The sequence below is a fragment of the Micromonospora sp. NPDC005206 genome, from assembly GCF_040608175.1.
Taxonomy (GTDB): Bacteria; Actinomycetota; Actinomycetes; order Mycobacteriales; family Micromonosporaceae; genus Micromonospora.
Genome location: NZ_JBEXHU010000002.1, coordinates 337,692 through 362,543 on the forward strand (window position 1 = coordinate 337,692; position 24,852 = coordinate 362,543).

Here is a 24,852-nt window from a genome sequence, read left to right on the forward strand (position 1 = left end):
GACGCTAAGTATTGTTGCGTCAGCAAACAACCCGCTCGCGGGGGATTGCTGGAAAACACTGGAACTTGTACCATGCCTTTCGTGGCCGAGTCCATAGAGAACCTCGAACGCCGGATCGAAGAGCTGCGAGCAGCGGTCCGCCGCGCGGTGATGACCCGCGACCCTGCACGAGCCAAGGCGATGCGGGCTGAGCTGCGAAGTGCTGAACGGGACTGGGAGCAGGCACTGACGGACCTGACCGACGAGGCAGAGCCGAACACCGAGTCGTCGAAGCCGGAAATGCCGCTGGTGCCGGTACGCGAGCAGGTGCACCACGCGCTCACCCTGCTGTCGGTGCCGGCCGCGCCGAAGCTGATCGCCGAGGTCCACGCCGCGTTCTATGGCGCGAGTGCCACCGGGATCGCGGCGAGCAAGCTCACCCACCTGCGTCGGGACGAGGAGCGGTCCTTCCGGACCACACGGCACTCCCGGCCGTACTACCTCTGCTCGGCGCTCACCGCCGAGCACCTGGCCCCGGCCCGGGGCCTGCTCGCCATCTCCACCTGGCCACTCGAGCGGCGCATCATCGGGCCGCTGAGCCTCCGTGTCGACTTTCTGACAGCCGCCATCAACGTGACGGAACGAGCGGCCAGGATGCCTGAGCAGGAGCCGGGCGTTACCCGGCTGCTCTGGCGGTTCGCGAGCACCATCCCGGGAGCAGCCGAACCACACGGGGCGGTAGACGCGGCCACTGTGGTCAAGGCCGCCCAGGCCGAACTCGACGTCCACGTGGTGGCCGACCAGTCGCAGCGGGAAGCGGCGGCCGAGCGTGCCCGCCGACAGATGGATGAGGCCGAGCAGCTCTTCGGCAGCAAGCTGCGGGTAGTCAGGGAGACGGCATGACCAACGTTGGCCAACGACTCGCCGCGATTCGGGGCGGGGGCGTCGCGAGCCGGCACAACGCCCGGACCATCGCCGCCCTGACCACGAACCCGGGCTGCGCTCGTCGGGCGGTGCTCGACTGCGCCGGCGTGGACAAGCAACGACTGGCCGCCTACGTCGACTACCCGGCCCGCTTCGGCCAGTCACAGTTCGCGATCACCCGCGGCAACGCCTTCGAGGCGCAGGTCAAGGCGAACGGCTGCGCCGAGCTGCTGCGGCTGCTGCGGGAGCGGCTCGACCTCGACATCCCGGAGGTTTCGTACGACGACTTGGAGTCGGTTGCCGGCCGCGAAAGCCAGGACGTTCGATACGCCCGGTCGCGCGCCCTGCTCACCCGGGCCGCCGCGCAGGCCGATGGAGCCGGCACGCTCTTCGATCACCCGCTGCTGCGGCTGGAGGTCGCCGGCCAGCAGGCCTACCTGGAGCCGGACCTGATCGCGTTCCAGCACGACGGGCAGTTCCACGTCGTGGAGATCAAGTCGTTCGCGGTCATCGACGGACAGGCCGACTCGGGCAAGGTGGCCGGGGCGGCGATCCAGGCGGCCGTCTACGTGCTGGCCATGCGTGAGCTGCTCGGCGAGGTCGGGTTCGACCCGGCGATCGTTTCGCATGATGTCGTGCTGGTCTGCCCGCGAGACTTCTCCAACCAGCCGATGGCAGTCCGGGTCGACGTCCGCAAGCAGCTCGCCGTACTGCGCCGGCAGCTGTCCCGGATGACCCGGATCGACACGCTGCTGGCCGACCTGCCAGCCACCATCAGCTTCGACTTCGCGCCCGACGACCACGGGGTGCCCACCCGCTCGCCGGACGCGCTGGTCGCCGCCCTCGAAGCCGTCGAGGCCCGGTACTCCCCGGAGTGCCTGGCCAGCTGCGAGCTGGCGTACTTCTGCCGGCACGAGGCCCGCGGCTGTACTGCGGCGCTGGGCAAGTCCGCGCGGGACGAGGTGGGCGGCATCGAGCGGGTGGAAACGGCTCTGGCCATCGCGCGCAATCAGCTCGCGCCGTCGGAGGACCAGCAGGAGGCGGCCGAGCTGCTGCGGGCCGCAGCGCGACTGCGGGCTGAGCTGATGAGTGGGGTGGCCGGATGAGCACCCTGACCACGTTGGCGCGGGCCGAGGCAGTGGTGGAGGGCATTGCCCAGCGGATCACCACCGTCCGCCACGTACACGTCGCCGACCGACCCCTGGTGTTCATCCCGCTCACCATGGCGGGCGAGGCCAACGCGCCGCTCGCCGCGATGGTGGGCGACGACCGGGACGATCCGACATTGCTGATCGTGCCGCAGCCCCGGAACCGGGACCAGCGGTTCGCGTTCGCCGCCGAGCTGGCGGGCGTCGTCGTCCCCTACGTCGACAGCTTCCGCAGTGACGTCGAAGCGGTGCCGACGAACAAAGGCAGGGACGTCCGCCACCGGTACGCCGATGCGCCACAGCTGCTCGTACCCAATCCCGGCGGCGTCGGCTTCACCCGGCTCTTCGGCCGGTCCACCCGGTTCCGCCGCACCGACGGCGACTATCCGGTGGACCCGTCGGTGCCGCTGCTTGGGCGGTGGCTGACGTACTTCTTCGAGCGCGCCGAGCACCCCGGGTCCTCGGCTCTGGTGGCGATGACGCAGGCGCTCTCGATGCACTGGGCCACCGGACAGAGCCCCCTCGAGGACGCGCAGCTGGCCGCACTCCTGGCCTGGATCACGCCCCCGCCGGGCATGACCGGTGCCGACGCGGCCGCCGCGGCCGAGGATCCCGTGACCTGGCCGCCGGCCGGTCTGGCCACCGACCCGACCTTCGACAACGAGGTGCTGGCCCCGGCCATGGCCGCGTACGACCGGGCGGTGGCCACCGACTCGCAGGTGGCTCGGCGTCGCGACGAGCTGGAGGACATCCTGTGCTCGCAGCTCGAGCCGACCTGGCGACAGATGTGGCAGGCCATCTCGCTACTGCGGGCCCTGCCCGCCGGAGCGCACGTGCCCAAACGCTGGGCGGAAGACCGGGACGCCTTCACCAGCTTCACCGCATACCTTGACGAGGGCGGGTTCCCGCAGCCGCGCCGCGACGGAGCGGTCGTCGCGGCCAGGAAGCTGCACCGCATGGAGCGAGCGCTGACCTCGTACGACGTGCAGCGCGCCTACGACGACCCCATGGTGATGGCCGACTACCGGCTCACCGGGGAGGCGTTTGTGGGTGAGGTGACTGCCGCCCACCCGACGCGGATTGACGACAGCGGGAAGCGGCGCGCGCTGCGGCCGTGGATCGCGGTGACCACCGCCGACCCGGTGCTGGTCACGCCGGGCACGACGCTGTTCTCGCCCGAGCAACCCAGTGGGCAGAAGGCGCGGGTGATGTCGGTGGCGCAGAAGGACGACGGGACGGCCGCGGTCGTGTTGGAGTTGACCGGCGGGATGGGTCGCTCGCTCACTCCGGCCCCGGGCACTGTGCCGGAGGCGGGGAAGCGGATCTGCTACACAACGCTCAGTGACTCCTTCATGCCGCCGGGCGCCTTCCCGTCTCGGGAGGAGACGCCGTGGACCCACGGCGGCCCGCCGGCACCGTACGAAGACAGCGCACCAACCACAGAGGACGCCCACGAAGAGTGGTCGTGACGTTTCGGCCCGCAGCACCGCTAGTCAACGACCAACCAATCAGATCCGTGGGGGAGCTGAGTTGAGCAAGTTGGGCACCATCCTCGACCAGATTGACTCTGGCACCGTGCTGCTGCCCGAGTTCCAGCGCGGCTACGTATGGAACCGGGATCAGGTACGCGGCCTGATGCGCTCGCTCTACCTCGGCTTCCCCGTCGGCGGGCTGCTGGTGTGGGAGACGGAAGCCGACCACGGCTCGGTACGGGGCAGCGACCACGTAGGCGGTGGGGTGAAGCAGCTGCTCCTCGACGGGCAGCAGCGGATCACCTCTCTCTACGGGGTGGTCCGCGGCAAGCCGCCGGCGTTCTTCGAGGGGGACCCGGCCGCCTTCACCGGCCTGCGGTTCAACGTCGAGGAAGAGACGTTCGAGTTCTACGCGCCGGCGAAGATGAGGGACGACCCCACCTGGGTCGACGTCACCGAGCTCTTCGTCGACGGCATCGAACCGCAGATCGGGAACCTCACGGCGCACCCGGACACCATGCCGCACTTCGCGACGTACATGGGTCGGCTCATCCGGCTGCGGAACATCCTCGAACGCGAGTTCCACCAGGAGAAAATTACCGGCGCGGACAAGGGCGTCGACGTGGTCGTCGACATCTTCAACCGGGTCAACTCGGGCGGCACGAAGCTCTCCAAGGGCGACCTGGCGCTGGCGAAGATCTGCGCCGACTGGCCCGAGGCCCGCTCGACGATGCGCAAGCACCTGGGCACCTGGTCGACCGCCGGGTTCGAGTTCAACCTCGACTGGCTGCTGCGCAACGTCAACGCGGTAGCGACGGGCCGGGCCCAGTTCGAGTCCCTGGAGGGGGTCGGCTCGGCCGACTTCGCGCAGGCGCTTACCTCCAGCGAGCGCTACCTTAGCGGCTTCCTCGACGTGATCTCCGGGCGGCTCGGCCTGGACCACGACCGGGTGCTGATGGGTCGCTACGCCTTCCCGGTGGTCTCCCGCTTCCTGCACCTCAACGGCGGCACGTTCGCCGACGCCACCGAACGCGACCGGGTCCTCTTCTGGTACATCCACGCCGCGCTGTGGGGACGCTTCGCCGGCTCCACCGAGACGATCCTGACCCAGGACTACGACACGGTCGCCCGCAGCGGCATCGACGGCCTGATCACCAGCCTGGCCCGTTGGCGCGGCGGAAACCTGGTGATCGACGGGCAGGACTTCGAGGGCTTCGGCCGCGGCTCCCGCTTCTATCCGCTGCTCTACCTGCTCACCCGGGTGCTCGGCGCCCGCGACTTCAACTCCGGCCTGGAGCTCAAGAGCGAGATGCTGGGCTACCTCACCTCGCTGCAGGTCCACCACATCTTCCCCAAGGCGCTGCTCTACAAGCACGGCTACGGCCGCTCCGAGGTCAACGCCGTCGCCAACTTCTCCTTCCTGACCCAGCAGACCAATCTCGCGATCGGCAAGCGGCCGCCGGAGGACTACTTCGCCGAGACCGAGCAGAAGCACCCGGGCGCGCTCGAATCCCAGTGGATCCCGACGGACCCGCAGCTGTGGCGTCCCGACCGGTACCTGGACTTCCTCGCCGCCCGCCGGGAGCTGCTGGCCAACGCCGCCAACGGATTCCTCGCCGGTCTCCGGGACGGCACGAGGCAGGCCGCCGAGCCACTGCGGCCGGTGGTCGTGGTCGCCGAGGAGGAGGTTAGCGACGTCCGCGCTGGGCAGGTGAAGGCCCTCGTCGAGGAGCTGGTGGCGGCGGGCTGCGCCGAGCCCGCCCTCGACAGCGAGATCGCCGACCCCGCCACCGGTCGGCTGCTGGGCGTGGCGGAGGCGTACTGGCCGGACGGCCTGCAGCCGGGGCTGGGCAATCCGGTGGTGCTGGAGCTGGACGCCAACCCGGAGCTCGCCCGGATGGAGGAGCTCGGCTACGAGGTCTTCACCTCGGTAGACGCCCTGCGCGGTTACGTGGCCCGGCGCAACGAGCAGGCGGCGGGACTCGCTGACACCGACGGTGAGCCGCTCGGCGAGGAGACGGATGCCGACGGCGAGGCGGCCAGCGGCTCGCAGAGTGCGGTAGTACCGGCCCAGTCCGGCGGCGATCAGGTGACGGTCGCGGACTTCGAGCGGGCGATGCGCGGGGTGTACGAGACGGCGCGGCGCGAGGCCGGCTACAACGCCACCTACTTCATCGGCATGGTCGCCGCGCACGGTGGGCTCGCCACCGCCAAGAAGCTGCTCGCCAGCCCGGTCGTGTCCGACGGGTTCGCGGCGCTGTGGGAGCGCGGGCGACTCGACCTCACGGTGGAGGCCCTGGTGGCCAAGGACGAGTACGAGTCGCTCTTCACGCCCCACGAGCTCGACATCGCCCGGCACCGACTGCGGCAGTTTGACTTCGACACCACGGCACGGCGGTGAGCACCATGACCACCCTGCTTCTGCCGCACGCGCCGGCGGACCCGCCGTCGGTCCAGGCCGAGCGCGTCATCGCCGAGGTGCTGGCCGACCTGCGTTCCGGCCTGCACCATGGCGTCGTGGTCGACTCCCCTCCCGGGGCCGGCAAGTCGACCCTCGTCGTCCGCGCCGCCGCCGAACTGGCCCGCGCCGGCGAGCCGCTGATCGTGATCGCCCAGACCAACGAACAGGTCGACGACCTGATCGACCGCCTGGCGCAGAAGGCGCCGGAGCTGCACATCGGACGGCTCTCGGCGACCGACTACACGGCCTCCGACCGGATCAAGCAGTACGCCACCGTCCGGGTCGCCGCCAAGGTCGCCGACCTCGGTGGTCCCTCCGTCATCATCGGTACGGCCGCCAAGTGGGCCATGGTGTCCGACGGCTGCTGGCCGTGGGCGATCGTCGACGAGGCGTACCAGATGCGGTCGGACGCCCTGCTGCGCGTCGCGGGCCGGTTCGAGCGGGCGCTGTTCGTCGGCGACCCCGGCCAGCTCGACCCGTTCTCCACCGTCGAGACCGAGCGGTGGATTGGGCTGACCTGGGACCCGATGCAGTCGGCGGTAGCGGCGCTGCTGCGGCACAACCCCGACCTGCCGGTGCACCGGCTCCCGGTGTCGTGGCGACTGCCTCCCTCGGCCGCGCCGGTGGTGGCCCAGGCGTTCTACCCCTTTACCGGGTTCCAGGCCGGCACAACCGCTGGCGAACGGTCGCTGTCCTTCACCACTGCCGTGTTTGGGCATGGGCCGGTCGACGCTGCCGTGGAGACGGCGGCGGCGACCGGGTGGGCGCTGTATGGGCTGCCGGCCCGGCACACGCTGCGGACCGATTCGGAGGCGGCCGCAGCGTGCGCGGCGCTGGCGCGGCGGGTGTTGGAGCGGGGAGCGGTCGCGGTCTCGGAGCGCGAACCGGGCGGCGCGTCGGTCACCGGGGACCGGATCGCCATCGGGGCCGCGCACCGCGACCAGGTCGCGGCCATCCGCGCGCAGCTCGGCGCGGCTGGAGCGGACATCACGGTCGACACGGCCAACCGGCTCCAGGGCCGGGAGTACGACGTGACGATCGTGCTTCATCCGCTGTCTGGGCGGCGGGACGCCACCGCTTTCCACCTGGAGTCGGGGCGGCTCTGCGTGCTGACGTCGCGGCATCGGCAGGCCTGCATCGTGGTGGCGCGGGCGGGGATCGCCGAGCTGCTCGACGCCCACCCGTCGGCCGAGCCGGTGCACCTCAACGTCCCCGTCAAGTTCCCCGACGGCTGGGAGGCGAACCAATCGATGATGGGCCACCTCGTGAGACGCCGGTATTGACGATCTTCGTTGGCATTTGTTGACCACGGCGGGCGCGACATCGCAGGATGGAGCACTCGCACAGACCTTGGGGGGAGGTGGCTGCGATCAGAGATGATTCGCCGCGCTGGAGAGAGATCAACGCCAGCGCCTGGCTGCACGAGCGGGCGGGCCTGCGCCACATCAAGACCCTGCTGCCCGACGGTGAGCCGTACAATGCCTGGGCCAATGTCGAATTCGTCGGCACCGACGGCTCGATCAATGAGGTTGACCTGCTCGTTCTCACTCCGAGCGGTCTGCAACTGGTGGAGCTCAAGCACTGGCAGGGGGAAATTAGTGGGAACGGCACGCAGTGGCGGGTGAAGTCACTTAACGGCCGAGTCCGGCGCGAGGACAATCCGCTGATCTTGGCCAACCGGAAGGCGAAGCGGCTCGCCAGTCTTCTTCACCACTACGGTGGTCAGTCGGGCAAGGATGTCAAGGTTCCGTACGTACGCGCCGCGATTTTCCTTCATGCCGCCAATATGAGCGCGCGCCTCGACGAGGTCGGCAAGCAGCGGGTCTACGGCCTGCACACGGACCAACGGAGTGGCCTGCCCACCATCTACGACCTCCTCACCCAGCCTCCGACGGATCAGCGGGACGCCGTCGACCGCACCCGGGCCCGAGAGATCGTCTCTTTGATCGATGGCTGCGGCATCCGTCCCTCGATTGCCGATCGCACCGTGCAAGGTCTCCTGCTCCAACCGAAGCCCTTCTCGGAGGGGCCCGGCTGGCAGGACTACCTAGCTGGTCACAAGGTTGAGACCGACATCGTGCGCCGCGTCCGGTTCTACCTCACCTCAAAGGCCAGCGCGGACGACCGAGACCTGATCCGCCGCGCCGCCGAGCGGGAGTTCCGACTGCTGCAGGGCATCTATCACCCCGGGATCGGCCACGCGATCGACTTGGTCGACCACGAATTTGGCCCGGCGGTGATCTTTGAGCACGTTGAAGACGCGGTGCGGCTCGACCACTGGCTGACCGAGCACGGCGATCAGCTAGCCCTGGAGCACCGGCTGGACCTGGTCCGTGACCTGGCTGAGGTGCTCCGGTACGCGCACTCGCGTCACCTGGTCCACCGGGCACTCAGTCCTCGCGCGATCTTCGTGTACGACCCGGACAAGCCACGACCGCGCCTGGTCGTCACCGACTGGCAAGCCGGCGGTCGGGTGGCGGCGACGACGACCCAGGCCACCCTGCTCGCCGGCACCACCCACGTCGACCAGCTGACCGACGAGAGCGTGCGGCTCTATCAGGCGCCCGAGCTGGCGACTAATCCGGACGCCCCGGGCCGACTGTTGGACATGTTCTCTCTTGGCGCGATCACTTACCTGATCTTCGCGGGCCGTCCGCCCGCCACCAGTCCGGAGGCTCTCAAAGCCACCGTGGCGGTGCAGGGAGGCCTGGAGCTGTCGGCCGCCGCCGACGCCGTGCCCGAGACGCTGAGCTACCTCGTGTACGACGCGACGATGGGTGACACCTCGAAGCGAACCCCAAGCATCGCCGAGTTCCTAACCCACCTCGACGCGGTCGAGGAGGAGCTGACCGCCCCGGAGCCGGCTCCCGTCCTCGACCCGCTAGACGCCGGCCCCGGAGACGTGCTCGACGGGGGCCTGACCGTGGAGCGGCGGCTCGGCTCTGGCGCGACTTCTATTGCCCTGCTCGTACGGCGCGAGGGTAACCATGTTCCGTTGGTCCTGAAAGTGGCCCGGGACGAGGAAAAACGTCAGCGGCTGCATGACGAGGCCGACCAGCTGCGCAGCCTCAAGCACTGGCAGGTAGCCCAGCTCATTGAAGGCCCGGTCACCGCTGGAGGACGTACGGGCCTGCTGCTGGAGTTCGCCGGCCAGGTGACCCTCGCAGAGGAGTTGAGCACGTACGGGCGGCTCAGCCTCGACCTGCTGGAGCGCTACGGCAAGGACCTGCTCGACATCCTCGAATACCTCGACGGGCAGGGGGTCATCCACCGTGACATCAAGCCCGCTAACCTCGCGGCCCGTCCTCGGCCGAAGGACAAGCAGCCGCACCTGTGCGTCTTCGACTTCTCGCTGTCCGGATCGCCTGCCGATCAGATCGGCGCGGGTACCCCGCCCTACCTCGATCCGTTCCTCGCACCGCCGCGACGGCCGCGTTACGACCTGGCGGCCGAACGCTTCGCTGCGGCGGTGACGCTGTTCGAGATGGCTACCGGAACGCTTCCCCGGTGGGGCGATGGCGTGGCCAACCCGGTGGCGATTGCCGATGAAGTGAGCCTGCCGACCGAGCTGTTCGATTCGGCGATCGCCGACCGACTGGTCTCGTTCTTCCAGCGCGCGCTGGCCCGGGACGCCCGGCAGCGCTTCGACACGACCGAGGAGATGGCCGACGCCTGGCGGTCAATCTTCAAGGACATCCCGAAGGCCGCTGCGACGCCGACAACACACTTGGCACCGGGACCGGCGGTCACCCGCGACACGCCCCTCGACCTGGTCAGCCTGACGGAGCGGGCCCGCTCGGCGCTGGAGCGCTTCGGCGTACGTACGGTCGGCGAGCTGGTCGACTACGACCCGATGGCCCTCTCGCGACTCGACGGGGTGCCACAGGCCACCAAGACCGAGATCCGGCGCCGAGCCAAGGAGCTTCGCACTCTCTTTGCGCCCTCGCCCGAGCCAGCACCGGTCGAGACCACCGCTGAACGATCCTCGGTACGCGGCGTCGACAGCCTGGTCGAAGGCCTGTTGCCAAAGCGCACTAGCCGCAACGAGACGGAGATGCGGGCGCTGGAGGTGATGCTCGGCCTGCGCGCCCCAGCTGGCCAGATTGAACCGTTGCGCTGGCCAACGCAGCGGGAGGTGGCGAGCGCACTCGTCCTGGCGCAGCCACAGCTGAGCCGAGTCGTGCAGAAGGGCGTGCAACGTTGGACCGCCAGCGACGACCTGGCCGCGGTCCGCGCCGAGATGGTGGAGCTGCTCGACGCCCGGGGTGGGGTTATGTCCGCCGCCGAGCTGGCCGAGGCGTTGATCGCCTCCCGGGGTTCGTTCGCCATCGAGCCGCGCCGTACCACGCAGGCGATCGGTCTGGTCCGGGCCGCTGTGGAGGTCGAGCTGTCCACCGGAGGTGACTCCCGGGTGGGCTTCCGCCGCTTCGGCCAGACCGTGCTCGTGGGCCGCGAGCCCGACGACCCGACCGCTACCCACACCTCGCTGGACCTACTGCTCTACGCGGTCGCGCTCGGGAAGACCGCGCAGAAGCTGGTGGACGCCGACCCGCTGCCGACACCGTCACGGGCGGTGGAGCGGCTGCGACACACCACGCCGCCCGCGGTCATGCCGGCGCTGGCGGATGCCCGGCTGGTCCAGCTCGCCGCGGCCGCCGCCGGCACGGTCGCGGTCAATTCGCAGCTCCAGCTCTACCCCATGGACATGCTAGCGGAAAGGGCGATCCGACTCGCCGCCGGAAGCCTGGTGCTGACCGCCAACCAAATGCTCGACGTGCACAGCCTGCACAACCGGGTACGGGCGCGCTTCCCGCAGGCGGCACCGCTCCCGGAGCGGCCCGCGCTCGACGACCTCCTGGCGCGCTGTGGTATCGCGCTGGAGTGGGATCCGGTCGCCAAGGCCTACCGGCCGCAGTCGGCCCCCTCACACGGGATTCTCGGCAGCACCACCCGCTGGGCCACCTCGGTCGGTCCGCTCACTTTCGTCGGTGTCGACGCGGTGTCCGACGTGGAGGCGCGTATCGCCGGTGCGCTGGAAAGGCGGGCGTTCCTCGCCCTGCTCGTCGCACCACCCCGGCTGACGCAGGCTCGGCGCGCACTGCTAACCCGGTACCCGCTGACCGAGGTCGACGTGACCCGGACGCTGATCGAGACGCTGCGCTCGATCGGGGTGCCGTGGGAGCTGGTGGCCACCTCCGACGCCAAGGACCGCAGCGACCCCGATCGGCGCAGCCTGGAGATCGCCGTGCGGCAGGAGGTGCTGCCCCGGGTGGCGGCGGCGATGGAGGCGGCCGAGGGTGCGGTGCTGCTGACCGAGGCCGGCCCGCTCGCCCGGTACGGCTGCATGGACCTGCTCGCCCAGCTGGCCGACACCGCCGCGCCACGGCCGACGGCCCGCCTGCTGCTGGCGGCGGCCCGGCGCAACCAGCCAGTGCTCGACCACGAGCCGATCCCCGTAACGTCCTCCGGTCAGTGGCTGTGGTTGCCTGACCGGTGGCTCGACTTCTCTACAGAAGTGAAAGGACAACAGTGACGACGTCTGGTCCGGTTCCGGTGAAGGTCCTGCAGCGTCAGGTGAAGGCGTTGCGGGCGGATCTGCTCGTGCAGAGCCGGGCCGTGCCTGAGTTGGCGGACTGGCTGCTCAGCCAGTACAAGGCTGCCTACGCCGGGAAGCGGACCGGGGCGACGTTTGAGTCGTGGCGGGACGAGCAGCTCGACCAGGCGGCGGTGGCCTGGGTGCTGGGTATGGTGTTCGTGCGGTTTTGCGAGGACAACAGCCTGGTCGACCAGGTGTGGATCGGCGGTCCGGAGACGGTGGATGCGGCGGTGCAGGCGCGCACGGCGTACTTCATGGGGCAGCCGACCCACAATGACCGGCACTGGATCCTGGAGGCGTTCGCGCACCTGCTCGGGTTCCGGGCCACTAGTGCGCTGTTCGACGAGCACAACCCGGTGTGGCGTTTTCACGTTTCCGCGGACGCGGCGGAGAAGTTGCTGGAGTTCTGGCAGCGCAATGAGGGGCTGGCGTCGTTCGCGTCGCTGGACACCCGGTTCCTCGGCGACCTCTACCAGGACCTCTCTGAGGACGCGCGAAAGCGGTACGCCCTGTTGCAGACGCCGGAGTTCGTGGAGGAGTTCATCCTCGACCTGACGCTGACGCCGTCGCTGCAGGAGTACGGTCTGGCCGAGACGTCGGTAATCGACCCCACGTGCGGCTCCGGGCACTTCCTGCTCGGGGCGTTTTATCGGCTGCACAAGCGGTGGCTGCGTGAGGCGCCCGCGATGGACCCGCGGGAGCGGGTGCAGAAGGCGCTCGACCAGGTAACCGGCGTCGACATCAACCCGATTGCGGTCGCGATCGCCCGTTTTCGCCTGCTGATCGCCGCCATGCAAGCGTGCGGAGAGACCCGGCTCGCCTCGGCGCCCGGCTTCCGCATCCGCCTCGCCGCCGGCGACTCTTTGCTGAAGTGGGGCGGTGGCCAGTCGTCGCATCAGGGCGACATGCTGTCGATGCTGCAGACGGGCAAGAGCTTCGCGTACTTCACCGAAGACGGCGAGCTGCTCGCCGACTACCTCCGGCCGGGGCAGTACACGGTGGCGGTGGGCAACCCGCCGTATATCGCCGTCAAGGACAAGGTGCTCAACGAGGAGTACCGCAAGGAGTACAAAGACGTCTGCTCTGGCAAGTACGCCCTGTCGGTCCCGTTCGTGCAGCGGTTCTTCCAGCTCGTGCGCATCCGTGAGGAGTCGGGGCGGGCCGGGTTCGTCGGCCAGATCACCGCGAACTCCTTCATGAAGCGCGAGTTCGGCAAAAAGCTCATCGAACAGTATCTCGCCATGCACGTCGAGCTGTCCCACGTCATCGACACGTCTGGCGCCTACATCCCCGGTCACGGCACGCCGACAGTGATCTTGGCCGGGCGGCGACGGTATCCCAAGGCTTTGACGGTGCGCGCGGTGCTCGGCATCCTCGGCGAACCCCCTGGGTTGGAAGACGCGGCGGAAGGACTGGTGTGGAGGGCCATAGTTGACAATGTTGACCAGCCGGGCGCTCCCAATCCTTACGTCACCGTTTCCGAGGCGCCTCGAGAGACATTGGCCCGACATCCATGGAGCCTCTCTGGGGGTGGCGCTGGCGGTCTCAAGGAAGCGATTGAGAGCAGGGCGGCACAGCGAATTGGGGAGCGGGCTGCCCGCATCGGCATCTTTGGCATGACGAATGCAGACGATGTTGTCTTCACGCCTCGCCAGGTCGTCGAACGGTGTGGACTAGAAAGCATCGCGTTCAGGCGGCTAGTGGTAGGGGATGAGATCCGTGACTACCAATTGGCCGACGGTGAATACGCCTTTTTCCCCTACGCGACCGACTTTGCGCTCCAGCCGCTCGACTCATTTCCTTGCGCCGCGAAACGCCTCTGGCCTACTCGGACAGTCCTTGGGAACCGAGCAACCTTCGCTAAACTGACCTACTTTCAGGAGGGTCGACCTTGGTATGAGTGGCATCAGGTAACGGTAGACCGCGGAGTGTCGCCATTGACTATTACGTACGCGTTTGTGGCAACGCATAACCACTTCATGCTGGACCGGGGTGGGAAGGTGTTCAACCGTTCCGCGCCCGTGATCAAGTTGCCGGCGGGAGCGAGCGAGGATGACCACCTGGTGCTGCTGGGGCTGCTGAACTCCTCGACCGCCTGCTTCTGGCTACAACAGGTTTCTCACAACAAGGGTGGGCCCGGTGGTGGGTACAGCAAGGACGAGAAGTGGCATGACTTCTACGAGTTCACCGGGACAAAGTTGCAAGACTTCCCCTTGCCAAAAGATTTGCCGCTTTCCCGGGCTCGGCGGCTTGACCGGTTAGCGCAGGAGCTTGCTGCGGTACGACCGAGTGCTATCAGCGCCGCTGGCGTGCCGACCCGCGACTCACTGAACAAAGCACATGCCGAATACGAAATTATCCGTGGTGACATGATCGCGGTCCAGGAAGAATTGGACTGGGAGGTCTATCGGCTCTACGGGCTGATCGACGAGAATCAAACGGCAGCTGAGACGTCGGTGCCGCGCTTGAACAACGGGGAACGGGCGTTCGAAATCGCACTTGCGCGCAAGGTTGCAGACGGCCAGTTGCGAACCTCGTGGTTTGACTACAACGATTTCAAGTTCGAGCCCGTCACGGAAATTCCGGCGCACTGGCCGGAGGCATACAAGGCGGTGGTTGAGCGGCGCATCCAAATCATCGAAGAGCGCCCGGACATGGCATTGATCGAGCGGCCGGAGTGCAAGCGGCGCTGGGCATTGAAGTCGTGGGAGAAGCAAGAGCGCGAGGCGCTGCGGGACTGGTTGCTCTACCGGCTGGAAGCCGAGAGCCTGTGGCGGGAGGCCGGCCGGGCGCGGGTGCTGTCGGTGGCGCAGCTCGCCGACCGGGTACTTACTGACGCCGACTTCCGCAGCGTCGTCGCGCTCTACTGCGGGCGCGACGACTACGACCTCGCGGCTGAGCTGACCAAGCTGGTCGTTGATGAGGTCGTGCCGTACATGGCGATGTACCGCTACAAGGCGAGTGGTTTGGCCAAGCGGGCGCAGTGGGAGCGTACCTGGGAGCTGCAGCGCAGGGAGGACGCGGGGGAGACGCTCGACAAGCCGATCCCGGTCCCGCCGAAGTACATAAGTGCTGACTTCGCCAAGATCTCCTACTGGCGCAATCGGGGCAAACTCGACGTGTCGAAGGAACGGTTTGTGGCGTACCCGAAGGCGGGCCGCGACGCCGACAAGACGCCCGTGATCGGCTGGGCCGGCTGGGACCACGTCGACCAGGCGCAGGCGCTCGCCACGCTCTACCTGGAGCGCAAGACCCAGGACGCCTGGCCGGTTGAGCGGTTGTTGCCGCTGCTTGCCGGCCTAGTTGAGCTGGAGCCGTGGCTGCGTCAGTGGTATGCCGACCCAGCCCCCAGCTATCCAATGGGCGTCGCCGCCTTCTACACCACCCTGATCGACTCGGAGCTGGCCGCGCTCGGGCGCGGCCGGGCCGACCTTGCCCCGGAGAAGCTGTCATGACCCTGCTGCGGGACGTCATCACCATCCCGGAGCGGGTCTCCGACTCCGACTTCGTGATGCGCCTGTCCGAAGGCGTGGCCCATGCGCACACCACGCTGCAGGAATACGTCGTCACCGAGAGCCTGAAGCGCAACTTCGGGCAGGCGCTCGGGCTGGTTGGGCAGGCGGTGCAGACGGGCAAGTCGCAAGCGGCGTTCCTGCACGGCTCGTTCGGCGCCGGTAAGAGCCACTTCATGGCGGTGCTCCACGAGATCCTGCGCCGCAACCCGGAGGCACGGTCGATCCCGGAGTTGGCGGACGAGATCTCCGACGGCGACCGATGGCTCACCGGGCGGAAGATCCTGCCGCTGACCTACCACATGCTCGGGGCCCGTTCGATCGAAGAGGCGGTGCTCGGCGGCTATCGGGCGCAGATCACTGCCCTGCACCCGGACGAGCCGTCGCCCGCCGTACACAAGTCGGACCGGATGCTCGACGACGCCGCGAAGCAGCGGACGCTGCTCGGTGACGAGAAGTTCTTCCATGCCCTCTCCGGAGGAGGCACCGCCTCCGCCGGCTGGGGCGCCTACCGCGGCGGCTGGGACGCCCAGTCCTACGCGGCGGCGGCTGCCGCCGCCCCCGGCACCGCCGACCGGGACCGGCTGGTCAGCGACCTTACCTCGGCGTTCTTCTCCGGCGCCGTGCACAGCGGCGAGTACCTCGACATCGACACCGGCCTGGCCGTGCTCAGCCAGCACGCCAAGTCGCTCGGCTACGACGCGGTGGTGCTCTTCCTCGACGAGCTGGTGCTCTGGCTCTCCCAGCATCTGTCCAATCTGGAGTTCGTTAACCAGGAAGGCGGCAAGCTCGCCAAGTTCGTCGAGTCGGCGGATGCGCACCGGCCCGTCCCGCTGGTGTCGTTCGTCGCCCGACAGCGCGACCTCGCCGACTTCCTCGGCCCGCACGTCCCCGGCGCCGAACGGCAAGCCTTCGCCGACGTGTTTCGGCACGGGCGGGGACGGTTCGCTCAGATCCCCCTTGAAGAGCGCAACCTGCCGCTCATCGCCGAGCGACGGCTCCTTTCGCCCAAGGATGCCACGGCGAAGAAGGTGATCGACGACGCCTTCGCCTCGCTTACTCGCCGCCCCGACGTGTGGGACACCCTGCGCCTCGGCGCCCAGTTCGACGACGCCGGAATCGGCTCCGACGAGGCCGTCTTTCGCCGGCTCTACCCGTTCAGCCCGGCGCTAGTTGCCACCCTGGTCGCGCTCTCCCAGGCACTGCAGCGGGAGCGCACCGCGCTCAAGACCATGCTGCGGCTGCTGGTCGACCGCCGGGACACCCTCGAGGTCAACGACCTGCTCGGTGTCGCCGAACTCTTCGACGAGCTGATCGGCAAGGGCGAGCTGCCCGACGAGCCGACGCTACGCCGCCACTTCGAAACCGCCCGTGCCCTCTACCGCAGCCGCCTCCGGCCGGCACTACTGCGCCGCAACCACCTCGACGAGGCCGGCGCCGCGACAGTGCCCGCGAGTCACCAGTTCCGTATCGACGACAAGTTGGTCAAGACGCTGCTGCTCGCGGCGCTCGTGCCTGACGTGCCGGCGCTGTCCAACCTCACCGCCGCGAAGCTGCACGCGCTCAACTACGGATCCATCGAAAGTCCACTGCCCGGCATGGAGCCTCAACTCGTGCTGGGTCGGCTGCGGGAAATCTCCACCGACGTACCGCAGATCCGGGTCGCTGAAGGCCCGGACCCGGTCGTCAGCGCCGAGCTTTCCGATATCGACCCCACGCAAGTCCTGGAGCGGGTCCCCGCCACCGAGGACACCCCCGGCGCCCGGCGCCGGCTGCTGCGTGAACTGATCTGCAGCGAGCTGGGTGTCAAGGCGATCGAAGGCGTCTACAGCGAGCTGCCCCACCAGCGTGACTGGCGCGGCCGACGCCACCAGATCGACGTTGTTTTCGGCAACGTCCGCAACCGCGACGAGCTGCCCGACTCGGCCCTCGTCACCGCCGGGGAGATCTGGCGGGTCGTGGTCGACTACCCGTTCGACGACGAGCAGCACACCCGTCGCGACGACTTCGCCCGGGTGGAAAGCCTCATCCACAACGGCGCCGAAGGGCGCACGATCTTCTGGCTCCCCCTCTACCTGACCGCCGACCGGCTTGGAAGCGTGGGAACGCTCGTCAAGGTCAACTACGTGCTGGCCGGCGGTGGCGACGACCGGCTCCGCACCCTCGCGCCGGATCTGCTGCCCGCCGACCGACTCCAGACCAAGCTGATGCTCGAACAGCAGCAGAAGACCCTCACCACGCGACTCCTGGAATGTCTCAAGCAGGCGTACGGGGCGGCCCGACCGCAACCCGGTGACGTCGAGCCCGATACCGATACGGTCTTCGTAACGCTCACACCTGGGCTTCGGCCGGAGAACCCGGTCGGCGGCACCCTCAAGGCGGCCTTCGACCACCTCGCCGGGCAGATGCTTGGCTGGAGCTACCCTGGCATGCCGAACTTGCCTGAAGATGAGCCGGCCCTGCGCCCGGCCGAGCTGCGCAAGGTGCTCGAGTACGCACGCAGGGCCGTGGCCGACGAGGCTCGGCGTACCACGGTCGAACAGGCCGACCGGCAGAGCGTCCGCCGGATCGTCAACCACCTGAAGCTCGGTGAGCTGGTCGAAAATCAGTATGTTCTCAACCTGACCACGTCTTGGTGGAGTCGGCACCTCCTCCAAGGCGCCCGTGCTCAGGGGTACGCCGACCGCTTCCCGGTGCGGGTGTTGCGGGAACTGCTCGACCGGCCGCAGCCACGCGGTTTCGACAAGCAGGTCCAGAACCTCATCATCGCGGTGTTCGCGCTGGAGCAGGATTTTGCCTGGTACCGCTACGAGGCACTCGTCACCGTCGCCGACCTCCAAGGCGTCACGGACGACCTGGAGCTGCGACAGCCGCGGTTGCCTGACGAGCAGACCTGGTCGACGGCGATCCGCCGGGCCTCGGCGCTGTTCGGCGGGGCGTACTCGCCGCTACGGTCTGCGACCAACCTGGCCGACTTGGCTAGGGCGGTCCGCACCGGCGCCCGGCAGTACAGCGTGGCGGCCCAGGAGCTCGTCAAGCTGCTCGAAGGGCACGCCGGCCAGCTCGGCATCGACATGACCGCCACCGAGGGGCGGCTCGCGACCGGCCGGCGGGCCGCCCAGCTGCTACACCAACTCGCGCACGAGTCCGACGACCTCGTGCTGACTGAGGTCCTAGCTGCCGCCGAGCTCGGCGTGCCCGATAAGACGACCGCGCGCGCCATCACCTCTGGGCCGAAGCTCGTCGGCGCACTCTCAACGACGCACTGGAAGACGCTGGACACCGTCGCGGCCATTGCCGATGACCGTGCCGAACGAGTGCGGGCGATCCTCGACCAGCTCGCGATCAGCGCACGCACCAATCAAATGGGTGCAGACCTGGCCGAGGCGCTGAACGACGCGGTCCGGCAGGCTCAGGACGTCCTCGTCATCGCACCGCCGCCACCCCCTCCGCCGCCCCCGCCGCCGATCGTGAATCCGCCCAAGCCTCCCACGCCTCCGCCCGCCGGGAAGGGGGGCGAGCGGACTGTGCGTGCCGGGGCCGACCTGCAGACCGCCCTCGGTGAGATCCAGAAGATGCTCAGCGAGAACCCCGGTCGTTCAATCCGTATCACCTGGCTCCTCGAATGACCGGCGCCGTACCCATTGCCACCGAAGCGCAGATCCGACGCCTGGCGGCGGAGTGGCTCGGCCGGAAGGGCAACGGCGAGGTCCTCGCGGTCAAGGCTCGCCCGCAGTGGAGCGGCAATCCCGTGGTTCCCGTCGCTGGCGGAAACATCCGGGTCGTACCCTGCCCGTCGCCGCTCGCCGTGCGGGCCGCGCTCGTCGACCGTGCCCCCGACGATCATCTCGTCATTCTCACCGACTGCGACGAGGAAGCGCTGGGCGTTGGTCTCCTGGCGCACTGCGCCAAGCTGCGATTGGTCAGCATCGAGCCGTGGGAGCTGGTACGCACCCAGTTCGCCGCATCGGCGCTCGACCCGGCGCTGGTGAAGGAAGGTCGCTGGCTGGCGGACGCGCTGGTCGAACAAGCGCCGGCCGAGGGATGGCCACCGGTGTCCGGTGCGGTCTTGACCCGCGACCATGCGATGCGGAGCCTTGCCGCCCGGCTCCTCGCCGTCGACCTCAAGGATCTCGACAGCGCCGGGATCCTCCAGTGGACGACTCGCAGTGTGGACGTGGTCCGGTACACGAGTCTTCCGGTCCAGATTCGTCGAGCCGTCCGTGACTGGCTGGCATCCGTTGCGGGCGCGCCGGCGCGATGGGCGATGGCTGCTGTGGACGCTGGGCACGGCACAGACGCCATCCCGCTCGGGATCCTCGCCGGGCTGCTCTGGCACGCCGATACGCCAGTGTCGACCGCCGTTACGGAAGCTCGCGTCCGGCTCGAGTCCCTGATCGGCGGGATCCAGCCGGGTCGCGGCGACGCGCTTGCCTGGAGCGAGGCTGCCCAGGCATGGCTTGAACGCGCCGTCGACGCCGGAGACAACCAGCAAGTCGTGACCCGCATTCTCGGCCGTACCGAGGAGATCGCCAAAGAAATCCACGCCACGGGCCTCGTCCAGCGGTCGGATCTGCTGCCTGGAGCGTTGACGGCCCGGATACGCGCCCTCGCCGCCCGGCTTCGGACCGCGCTTCCGCGGCCGACCAGCAGTACGGTAGCCGCCGTCGAGGCAGCGCTTCGCGTGGTCAAGAAGCATCAACTCGCGTCGGTGAGCGGCGACGTGATCGTCGCCGAGTCAGCCTTACGGCTGCTGCGCTGGCTGGCGACCCCGGAGCTGTCTGCTCCGTCCACGCTCGCTGACGCGGTCGCCCGCCATGCACTGGACGACGGTTGGGTTGACCGGGCCCGACATGACGTGTGGTCCGGAGTCAACGATCTTGAGGTCGCTGCCGCATACCAGGAGCTGCTCGCACAGGTGAACGCGCGCCGGAACCGGCACGACGAGCAGTTTGCTCGTCTATTGGCAGGGGCGACGCATGCCAACGCCGCGCCCGGGTCGATGCTGCGGGTCGAAGACATACTCGGCCGCGTGGTGAAACCGATCCTCGACTCTGGCCAGCGCGTCCTTCTCCTGGTCGTGGACGGCATGAGCGTGGCCGCGAGCGTGGAGCTTGTCGAGTCCATTACCGCGAATACCTGGCTGGAACTGTCTCCGAGAGGTGGTCCACGTATCGGCGTTCTCGCCGGGCTGCCGACCGTCACCGAGGTCAGCAGGACCAGCCTCTTCAGCGGCCGCTGTGCCCGGGGCGGCCAGACCGAGGAGAAGTCAGGACTTGCTGCGGTTTTTGGAAGCAATGTCCGGCTACTGCACAAGGCGGACCTGAGGACGGGTGGGGGCGCGAGCATCGATCCGACGGTCGTGGCCGCCTTGCAGGACAGATCCGCGAAGTTGGTCGCCGCCGTCGTCAACACCATCGACGATGCGCTCGATCGCAGTGATCCTGGCGCGATCGACTGGACCACCGACACCATCCGCGCGGTACGCGATCTGCTCGAACATGCCCGGGACCGGGTCGTCGTGCTGTTGTCCGACCACGGCCATGTGATTGACCGAGGTACAGAGGCGGAGCTGCGGTCACAGCTCGGCGCAACCTCGGCACGCTGGCGTCCCGCTGACAAACCGGGGGGCGACGGCGAGGTGCTGATATCCGGGTCGCGCGTGATGCTTGGCAATGGTCAGGTCGTGCTGCCGTGGCGGGAGACGCTGCGCTACACCGCACGAAAAGCCGGTTATCACGGGGGAGCCAGCCCGGCCGAGGCCGTAATCCCACTTACGGTGCTCAGCGCCGGTAACGAAGACGCCGTCTCCGGCTGGGCAGGCGCTCCGGTCGCCGCACCCGCCTGGTGGCGTGGCGCCGAGCTCACCAGCTCGGTCGAGGTTCCGCCTCCGACAGTAGTTACCAAGGAAAGCCAAGACGCACTCTTCGAGATCGTGCCGGCGGCGCCTCAGCCGATCACGCCCGCCGCTACCGCGGGGCAACCGCTCGTCTCGGCCCTGCTTGCGAGCAATATCTACCGTGCCAGGCAAAAGGCCAGCCGCTCTTCGCTGCCCGACGAACGCGTGGCCGCACTACTCACCGTGCTCCTGCGCGCTCCAGGTGGCCGGATACGCGTTGAATCGCTCGGTGCGGAGGCGGGTATTCCCGCCCACCGGATCGGACCGACGCTGACGATGCTCCGCCGTCTCTTCCAGGTCGAGGGGTACCCCGTCCTTGACGTCGACCCCGATGGCAAGACGGCGGTGTTGAACGAGCGGCTGCTCCGCGACCAGTTCCAACTATCGTCGGGATCATGACCGTGGAGATCAGCGCCCGCCGGCGGCGCGAGGTTGTCGACGCACTGCGCCGCGGAACCGTGCCGCGCAGCGGGCTCGACGTCCTCGCCGTGGGCCTGGACCGCTTGACGGCTGCCGTCGACGCCGAACGGACGGCCGCCATCGACGGCGGCGCCGTCTTCAAGGCCGTCCGCGGTGAATATGGCGCCGGCAAGACGTTCTTCACCCGTTGGCTGGCAGAGCGAGCAAAGCGCCAGGGTATGGCCGCAGCCGAGGTGCAGATTTCCGAGACGGAGACACCGTTGCACCGGCTGGAAACGGTGTACCGTCGCGTGGTCGAGAACCTCACGACCGAGGAGTTTGCACCCTCGGCCCTGCGCCCCGTGCTCGATTCGTGGATCTTCACTCTTGAAGAAGACGTCCTGGCCGGCGGCGAGATAGCAGAAGAGGATGCAGACGCGCTCGACGCCGCGGTGGGGGTGCTCATGGAGCGGCGGCTCGGCGACATCGGACGCAATGCCCCAACCTTCGCCGCCGCCATACGCGGCTACCGAGCAGCGTCGGCTGCCAGTGACTCTGTAACGGCCGAAGGTCTGGCCGCATGGCTCGGCGGCCAACCGAATGTTGCGGCTGGTGTACGTCGAGCCGCAGGCGTCAAAGGGGAGCTGGACCACTACACCGCGCTCGGGTTTCTACAGGGGCTCCTCACGGTGCTGCGCGACTGCGGCCACCCGGGACTGCTTGTAGTCCTCGACGAGGTCGAGACGCTACAGCGGATGCGCTCGGACGTGCGAGACAAGGCCCTCAACGCGTTGCGGCAGCTCATCGACGAAATCGACAGCGGCCGGTTCCCCGGCCTATACCTGGTGATCACCGCCACGCCGGCCTTCTTCGATGGAGTGCAGGGCGCTCAGCGGTTGCCCCCACTCGCCCAGCGTCTCGCCACCGACTTCACGACCGACCCGCGCTTCGACAACCCTCGAGCGGTCCAGCTGCGGCTGCCCGGATTCACCGCCGCAGGCTTACGTGAGCTGGGCGGCCGTGTGCGCGACCTCTTCGTTGCCGACCTTCCCGAGCGCGACCGCATTGTCAAGGTCGTCGACGATGCGTACATCGGCCTGCTCGCCGACTCAGTCACCGGCCAGCTCGGCGGGAAGGTCGGCATCGCGCCGCGGGTCTTTCTAAAGAAGTTCGTTGCCGACGTGCTCGACCGGGTCGAGCTGCACCCGGCTTTCGATCCGCGCCGGGATTACAAGCTCACCCTCCGGGCGGCAGAACTCACGGACGTCGAGCGGAACGCGGCTGGCCTGGCCGCAAACAGCGTCGACGACATCGAGCTCGATTTGCCGTGACCGCAATCGACCGGCTGCATCCCGGACTCGCTCATCACATCGTCAACACACTCGGCTGGTCGTCCTTGCGGCCGCTCCAGGAAGCTGCGGCGCAGCCGCTGCTCGTGGGTAGCGATGCGCTGCTGCTGGCACCGACTGCTGGCGGCAAGACGGAAGCCGCAGTGTTTCCGATGCTCACGTCAATGATCGAGTACGGATGGCGCGGGCTTTCCGTGCTATACGTCTGCCCGTTGCGAGCACTTCTCAACAATCTGCAGCCACGCATCGACGGATACGCCCGGTGGGTCGGTCGCACCGCAGGTGTATGGCACGGCGATACGAAAGCGTCCCAGCGACGGGCGATGCGTGTTGAACGACCAGACATCCTGCTCACCACGCCCGAGTCGCTCGAGTCGCTCCTGGTCTCGCCGTCCGTCAACCCCAGGGAGTTCTTCGGCGACGTGCAGGCAGTCATCGTCGACGAGGTTCACGCCTTCGCCGGTGACGACAGGGGATGGCATCTTCTGGCTGTGCTGGAACGGATCTCCCATCTCGCCAACCGTCCCATCCAGCGGATCGGGTTGTCTGCGACCGTTGGAAACCCAGGTGACCTTGTGAGGTGGCTGCAGGGGACAGGATCTGCGGCCCGTGCCGGCGTCGTCGTGGCACCTGAAGCCGACGGTTCGTCATCCTCGGCTGAAATCGAGGTTGACTATGTCGGGAACGTGCAGAACGCAGCTACGGTGATATCCGCGCTTCACCGCGGAGAGAAGCGGCTGGTGTTCTGCGAGACCCGCCGAAGGGCAGAAGAGCTCGCATTAGCGTTGCGGTCCCGCACCGTGACGACGTTCGTTTCCCACTCGTCGTTGTCACGCGATGAACGGCGTCGCGCCGAACAAGCCTTTGCAGAGGAGCGCGATTGCGTGATCGTCGCGACGTCCACGCTGGAACTCGGCATCGACGTTGGCGACCTGGACCGAGTCATCCAGCTGGATGCCCCTCGCTCGGTGGCGTCATTCCTTCAACGACTGGGTCGAACCGGACGCCGTGCGGGCAGTGAGCGGAACATGTTGTTCCTCGCATCGTCGGCGAGCAAATTGTTGCATGCGACCGGCCTGCTTCGGCTCTGGAACGAGGGCTTCGTCGAGCCAATCACTCCACCGGTGGCGCCTCGTCATATAGCGGCGCAGCAGCTCCTGGCCCTCTGCCTTCAGGAAGGGCGCACCGGCGAGTCGATTTGGCGGGAGTGGTGGGGTGACCTCCCGATCTTCGACGAATCTACTCGCGAGATCGTCGAGTGGCTGGTGGCAAGCGGTCACCTTGAACGTGACTCGTCGGGCATGCTCTTCATCGGGCCGGAGGCCGAACGTCGCTACGGGCGACGTAACTTCATGGAACTCCTCGCCGTCTTCACCGCCGCACCTGAGTTCACGGTCCTGCACGGCCGCCAAGAGGTCGGCGGAGCCGATCCGCTCATGCTGATGCGGAAGGTGAACGGCCCGCGCGTCCTGTCTCTCGCGGGTCGTCCTTGGCGTGTGACGCACATTGACTGGACCCGCCGACGATGCTTCGTGGAGCCGACGGACATACCTGGACGCAGCCTCTGGCAGGGGATGACGCCGCCCCAGTCGTTCGAGCTCAGCCGCGCGCAGCGTGATGTGCTGCTCGGCGCGACACCTGACGCCGGGCTGTCGAAGCGGGCGACCACAGCGCTCGCCAAGCTTCGTGAGGAGGCCGGCCACCGAGCCTGGAAGGCCGGCACGGTCGTCGAATCAGGGAGCGAGGTGCCCGTGTGGTGGACCTGGGCAGGCGAGCGCGCCAACGCCACGCTCGCTGCCGCCCTTCCCGACGTTGTGGACCCCGAGGGTGACCTTGACGACCATTCGCTCCGGCTTCGGGAAGACATCTCACCAGATCGTCTGCGCGCGGCGCTCAACCGCGTCGCGGGTGATGAGCTGCCACAACCCGTGGTAGCGGACGAAGCGCTGCACCAGTTGAAGTTCGCCGAGATGCTTCCTCCCGAGCTGGCTCGGACCACACTCGGCCTCCGTCTTGCCGATACGGCGCGAGCGCAGTCTGTGCTAACAGAGCATGTCCGCTGGTACCACTCGCCGGGCAGCTAAACGCCTTCACACGCCCTTCGCGGGTGTCC

The 24,852-nt window shown here is 68.1% G+C and carries 11 protein-coding genes; all 11 read left to right on the forward strand.

The window, feature by feature from the left end; all coding sequences use genetic code 11:
- Positions 1–72: 72 nt before the first annotated feature.
- The 11 genes from ABZU69_RS03700 to ABZU69_RS03750 all read left to right on the forward strand — a co-directional run bounded on the left by ABZU69_RS03700 (position 73) and on the right by ABZU69_RS03750 (position 24,823).
- On the forward strand, positions 73–882 hold the full coding sequence (locus tag ABZU69_RS03700) for a hypothetical protein (protein ID WP_354962859.1): 810 nt from the start codon (positions 73–75) through the stop codon (positions 880–882).
- Positions 879–2,009 (forward strand): hypothetical protein, encoded by a 1,131-nt coding sequence (locus tag ABZU69_RS03705; RefSeq protein WP_354962860.1) that lies wholly within the window; start codon positions 879–881, stop codon positions 2,007–2,009. Before ABZU69_RS03700 ends, ABZU69_RS03705 begins: the two co-directional genes overlap by 4 nt.
- Positions 2,006–3,520, forward strand: a complete 1,515-nt coding sequence (locus tag ABZU69_RS03710) for a hypothetical protein (protein WP_354962861.1) — start codon at positions 2,006–2,008, stop codon at positions 3,518–3,520. The genes ABZU69_RS03705 and ABZU69_RS03710 overlap by 4 nt, the downstream gene beginning before the upstream one ends.
- 61 nt (positions 3,521–3,581) lie before the next feature.
- The gene (locus ABZU69_RS03715) at positions 3,582–5,924 is read left to right on the forward strand and encodes a DUF262 domain-containing protein (protein WP_354962862.1); all 2,343 of its coding nucleotides are present in this window, start codon (positions 3,582–3,584) and stop codon (positions 5,922–5,924) included.
- Between the two features lie 5 nt (positions 5,925–5,929).
- Positions 5,930–7,267 (forward strand): AAA domain-containing protein, encoded by a 1,338-nt coding sequence (locus tag ABZU69_RS03720; RefSeq protein ID WP_354962863.1) that lies wholly within the window; start codon positions 5,930–5,932, stop codon positions 7,265–7,267.
- A gap of 77 nt (positions 7,268–7,344) precedes the next feature.
- Positions 7,345–11,517, forward strand: a complete 4,173-nt coding sequence (pglW, locus tag ABZU69_RS03725) for a BREX system serine/threonine kinase PglW (RefSeq protein WP_354962864.1) — start codon at positions 7,345–7,347, stop codon at positions 11,515–11,517.
- 20 nt (positions 11,518–11,537) lie between these two features.
- On the forward strand, positions 11,538–15,035 hold the full coding sequence (gene pglX / locus ABZU69_RS03730) for a BREX-2 system adenine-specific DNA-methyltransferase PglX (RefSeq protein ID WP_354962865.1): 3,498 nt from the start codon (positions 11,538–11,540) through the stop codon (positions 15,033–15,035).
- A complete protein-coding gene (locus ABZU69_RS03735) occupies positions 15,032–18,721 on the forward strand; it encodes a phage resistance protein (RefSeq protein ID WP_354962866.1) in 3,690 nt (1,229 codons plus the stop codon). The genes pglX and ABZU69_RS03735 overlap by 4 nt, the downstream gene beginning before the upstream one ends.
- Entirely contained in the window at positions 18,718–21,390 is a 2,673-nt protein-coding gene (gene pglZ, locus ABZU69_RS03740; protein WP_354962867.1) for a BREX-2 system phosphatase PglZ, read from the forward strand. The genes ABZU69_RS03735 and pglZ overlap by 4 nt, the downstream gene beginning before the upstream one ends.
- Positions 21,387–22,721 (forward strand): BREX system ATP-binding protein BrxD, encoded by a 1,335-nt coding sequence (brxD, locus tag ABZU69_RS03745; RefSeq protein ID WP_354962868.1) that lies wholly within the window; start codon positions 21,387–21,389, stop codon positions 22,719–22,721. The genes pglZ and brxD overlap by 4 nt, the downstream gene beginning before the upstream one ends.
- On the forward strand, positions 22,718–24,823 hold the full coding sequence (locus ABZU69_RS03750; protein ID WP_354962869.1) for a DEAD/DEAH box helicase: 2,106 nt from the start codon (positions 22,718–22,720) through the stop codon (positions 24,821–24,823). The genes brxD and ABZU69_RS03750 overlap by 4 nt, the downstream gene beginning before the upstream one ends.
- The last annotated feature ends 29 nt before the right edge of the window (positions 24,824–24,852 follow it).

What these genes read in the sequence shown, in the direction of transcription:
- ABZU69_RS03700 (WP_354962859.1), top strand. Translation starts at nt 73, where the DNA reads ATGCCTTTCGTGGCCGAGTCCATAGAGAACCTCGAACGCCGGATCGAA.
- ABZU69_RS03705 (WP_354962860.1), top strand. Translation starts at nt 879, where the DNA reads ATGACCAACGTTGGCCAACGACTCGCCGCGATTCGGGGCGGGGGCGTC.
- ABZU69_RS03710 (WP_354962861.1), top strand. Translation starts at nt 2,006, where the DNA reads ATGAGCACCCTGACCACGTTGGCGCGGGCCGAGGCAGTGGTGGAGGGC.
- ABZU69_RS03720 (WP_354962863.1), top strand. Translation starts at nt 5,930, where the DNA reads ATGACCACCCTGCTTCTGCCGCACGCGCCGGCGGACCCGCCGTCGGTC.
- ABZU69_RS03735 (WP_354962866.1), top strand. Translation starts at nt 15,032, where the DNA reads ATGACCCTGCTGCGGGACGTCATCACCATCCCGGAGCGGGTCTCCGAC.
- pglZ (WP_354962867.1), top strand. Translation starts at nt 18,718, where the DNA reads ATGACCGGCGCCGTACCCATTGCCACCGAAGCGCAGATCCGACGCCTG.
- brxD (WP_354962868.1), top strand. Translation starts at nt 21,387, where the DNA reads ATGACCGTGGAGATCAGCGCCCGCCGGCGGCGCGAGGTTGTCGACGCA.